This is a genomic window from Daejeonella sp. (assembly GCF_044232565.1).
Lineage (GTDB): Bacteria > Bacteroidota > Bacteroidia > Sphingobacteriales > Sphingobacteriaceae > Daejeonella.
Window position 1 is genome coordinate 1 of record NZ_JBIILQ010000235.1, and the last position, 4,150, is coordinate 4,150.

At 36.1% G+C, this 4,150-nt stretch carries 5 protein-coding genes; 4 read left to right on the forward strand and 1 reads right to left on the reverse strand.

Going from position 1 to position 4,150, the window contains the following annotated elements; all coding sequences use genetic code 11:
• From ACILQF_RS11115 to ACILQF_RS11125, 3 genes are all read left to right on the forward strand, one after another.
• The coding region (locus ACILQF_RS11115; protein ID WP_395627478.1) for a thiamine phosphate synthase at positions 1 to 305 on the forward strand (305 nt) is incomplete at its 5' end.
• 36 nt (positions 306 to 341) lie between these two features.
• Entirely contained in the window at positions 342 to 908 is a 567-nt protein-coding gene (locus ACILQF_RS11120; RefSeq protein ID WP_395627479.1) for a thiamine pyrophosphokinase, read from the forward strand.
• A 1-nt stretch (position 909) separates the two neighbouring features.
• Positions 910 to 1,398 (forward strand): GNAT family N-acetyltransferase, encoded by a 489-nt coding sequence (locus tag ACILQF_RS11125; protein ID WP_395627480.1) that lies wholly within the window; start codon positions 910 to 912, stop codon positions 1,396 to 1,398.
• A 450-nt stretch (positions 1,399 to 1,848) separates the two neighbouring features.
• Here the strand turns inward: ACILQF_RS11125 and ACILQF_RS11130 are convergent, their stop codons facing one another.
• On the reverse strand, positions 1,849 to 3,144 hold the full coding sequence (locus ACILQF_RS11130; protein ID WP_395627481.1) for a M20/M25/M40 family metallo-hydrolase: 1,296 nt from the start codon (positions 3,142 to 3,144) through the stop codon (positions 1,849 to 1,851).
• Between the two features lie 882 nt (positions 3,145 to 4,026).
• Here ACILQF_RS11130 and ACILQF_RS11135 point away from each other — a divergent pair.
• Positions 4,027 to 4,150: rhodanese-like domain-containing protein (locus ACILQF_RS11135; RefSeq protein ID WP_395627482.1), on the forward strand; the 124-nt coding region annotated here is incomplete at its 3' end.

Here is a 4,150-nt window from a genome sequence, read left to right on the forward strand (position 1 = left end):
TGGAAGATATTCAACGTGTTTATGCTTCAGGAGTGGTCGATTATATCGGCTGCGGACCCTTCGCATTTACAAAAACAAAAGCGAATGATTATCCGTTATTAGGCTTTGAGGGATACCAAGAAATAGTGCAAAAAATGCAAGAACTTCAGATCAATATTCCATTAATAGGCGTTGGAGGGATTAAATTGGAGGATACCGAAGATCTATTAAACACAGGTATTGATGGATTGGCCGTTTCTGCTGCTGTAAATCTTGCTGAAAATCCGGGGACTATCATCAAAGACTTTTACAAAAAGATCTATTAAGATGAAACAATCAAAAGGCTTTGTTAATTTTGATTTATGTCATCACATCACATAGTTCGCGAAAAACAGGAACCCGCTTTACTGATTATGAGTATTGAGGGGTTTGAAAGTGAAAATTTAGGCCAAATTCTGGAATGGAGCCCTACGCTAATTGTAAACGAAGAAATTTATGAGCTGGTAGATTCTATGGGAATAAAAATAGATGCCGTACTTACAAAAAACCCGCACTTTTACACTCAAGAAAGTACCAAACTGATTTTATCAAATAGCGAACCATTGGAGGATGCCCTGAAGTTTTTAGTCGGCGAGCATTACCCAGCGGTAAACATTATCACCAATGAATTTACTTTAAAAGATTATGTGCTTTTTGTGGATGATTTAGACATCGTGGTGTTTATTGGCAATCAAAAAATATTTCCGGTGCGCTCTGGCTTTAGTAAATGGCAAGCTGCCGAAGAAGAAATACAAGTACTTCATGAGGTGCATAATTTGCATTGCAGCGGATTATTAAAGGTGGAAGACCATCTATTTGTGACCGAAAAAGATGGATTTTACTCCCTCACTTTTGAACAGCCCTTTATTTTTATTGCAGAAACTATTTGATATGAACATCAGGATAGCCACAAAACTTGATATTCCAGTAATCAGCGACCTTGCGGAAAAAACATGGTGGCCTAGCTATAGCCAAATCATTAGCGATGAGCAAATTAGCTTCATGCTTCATGACATGTATTCTGCAGAAAGCCTTTTTGAACAAATGAAATCGGGCATTGATTTCTTGATTGCCGAAAGAGAAAATATAGGTATTGGTTTTACAGCTTATTCATTAACTGATGCCGAAAATCAGGTGTTTAAGCTGCACAAACTCTATGTATTGCCAAGCGAACAAGGATTGGGGATAGGCAAAAAGCTAATTGACTCTGTTTCTTCATCCGCTAAACTCAAAGGCGGAAAAATACTTGAACTTAATGTAAACAGAGGCAATCCGGCACAGCACTTTTATAAAAAAACGGGATTTGAAATCTATCGAACGGTAGATATCAATTACCATCATTTTGTATTGAATGACTATGTGATGAGGAAGAAACTATAAACCTTCATTCTGATCAAAATCAGGATGGTGTGCATTAATTTTACTATCCTGAATATAAGTAAAGAAATAATTTTTGAAAAAAAATTTGATTTCGATTTCATGAAGGGTCCCTCACCTGCGGAAGGGCAGGTTTCGGGATGACATTCGCTTTAAGGTTGTAATATATTTTTCTTGAACGCCATGCACCTGTCATCCCGAACGTAGTGAGGGAGTTTAGTGAGGGAACTTAGTTTTGGGAAAGCAAAATTTTGCTAAGAATTACGAAGGTCCCTCACCTGCGGAAGGGCAGGTTTCGGGATGACATTCGCTTTAAGGTTGTAATATATTTTTCTTGAACGCCATGCACCTGTCATCCCGAACGTATTGAGGGAGTTTAGTGAGGGAAATCGTTTTATAAAGGCTGAATTGTTTATGTTTTACGAAGGTCACCCTCAATGCTAAAAATCAGGATCACTGTTTCAATTTAGGTATTCTCTTTGGCGTATCAGTCCCAGCAATAATACTCCTAGCACTCAAGGCAATCGCTTTAATTGTTGACCAAATATTATTCACATCCAATGTTTCAAACTCATCATTAACCGTATGATAAAACTTATCTATATCGATCTCATCGGTTGAGATAGTATGGGCTGGAACACCCAATGCAGCAAGAGTGGCATTATCGCTGCGGTAAAATAAATTCTGAGTAGGATAAGGATCAGGATGAAATTTAAAATCAGTCCCAGCCAAGTTTTTCTGAAGAATTTCACCAAAATCAGATTTTTCATAGCCCGTAATAAAGGCAGCATTTTTGCCAAATTTCGATGTTTTACCAATCATTTCGATGTTAAACATAGCCACTACATCATCCGGGTTGAGCATAGATGAAAAATAGCGTGCACCATAACCCCCAATTTCTTCGGCTGTAAAGGCAACAAATACTAAAGTGCGCTCATTATTATTCAGCTTTTTATAATATTTAGCTAAAGAAATAACCGCTGTTGTTCCTGATGCGTCATCATCAGCACCGTTTGCTATGGCATCGCCATCAACAGCTTTTACAATGCCTAAATGATCATAGTGAGCAGAAATCACCACCAATTCTTTAGGCTTTGATTTCCCTAAAATCATACCCGCCACATTAAATAATGGAAGTTCTTCTATGGTATTGCTCGCTTTAATAGTAAATGAAGTGGCATCCGTTTCCCCTAAAACAAAGGCTAAGGCAGTACTTTCATTTACATTTTCTACTACGCGCCCTCTAGTCGAACCGTCCTTAACACGCTTAAAAACTGCAGCATGCTGATTATCAACAAGTACTAAAGCTTTAGTTTTCATGCCAATAATTTCACGATAACGCTGCATAAACTGCTCTCCTGAAGCTATTCGTAAAACTTTAATTTCAGAACCAGAATTAAATTCAAAAGACGCTAAATCTGAAACAGTTACAATATTTTGCTGTTCAATAGACTTTCCATTAATTTTAGCATCAATCTGACCCACTTTTATCCTTTTTACACTAAATTCTTGTCTATAACCCATATGTACGTCTAGTGGCTGTAGACCAATTTCTTTGAATTCATTTTCAATAAATTTGGCGGCCCTGTCAATACCCGGTGTAAAAGAAGCCCTACCCTCCATTTCATCCGAAGAAAGCGTTTTAATTAAGCGGGCAACATCTGCTTCCTTAATTAATTTCTCTGGTTTTTGAACTGCACAAGACGACAAAAATAAAAGGGCAATAAAAGCGAAGTATAAATTTTTCATGAATCTATTTAATTGATATTCAATATTATATAAAACCTAAACAAAATTGAACTTGTGAAGATTCTCGAAGGTAAGTGAAAAAGCTGATAATGGACAGAAATTATGGGAAAATATGAGGCTGGTACGGTAACAATACTGACCAGAGGAGCAGCAAGCACGAGTCTGAAGACTCTTAATCATTTATTAATCCGTAGAAGCGCTGTGTTAAAATTCTACGGACAGTAGGGTGGGTAATTATTAATAACGTCGTAAAAATATGAACATACAGTAAGAGATAATAATCGAAAAAAGGATATCAACAACTATTACTAATGTATTTCTTGATTTAATTGATTTGTAAAGCCTGAAAAATATTCCGATAGTTACAAAAGTAAAAACCACTAAAAACTTTTGTTTAAAAGAAAGCCATGGTAAACGAGTGAATACAATTGGTAAAATGCCAATAAACACGATAGCCAGTACCCAAGGTTTAATTTTCATAAATACTGTCATGATTCTTTCCATGTTTCAGTTTTTGTTTGGCAATTGTTTTAATAAATATATAGAATTAATTTTTAATTAAATTTTTTAAAAAATCAGCAATTATACCTCAATACAAACATTTAATAAATCATTTTGCTAAACATTTGAATCCCATAAGGGATACGGACAACAGCAACCAGGGGACGAGTGTGGAGACTCTTGAGACTGGTACGGCGACACACCGACCAGAGGAGGAAAAACAAGGAAGCATGATTTAATGAATATTTTTTGCGTTTCTGCGTCATAGCGAGAGATTTTTTACTGCGTCTTACTGCCTTAACGAGCGTATCTAATTAAAAAATGATTCCCCATCTGTTTTAATATTTCATAAATCCGTACCTTTACTATTATTTAAATACCATGAACGAAATAACTGTACAGGACCTAAAAAAGATGATCGACAACAAGGAAGATTTCCAGTTGATTGATGTACGTGAGACTTTTGAGTATGAAATGTCTAATCTGAATGGTTTAAACATTCCAC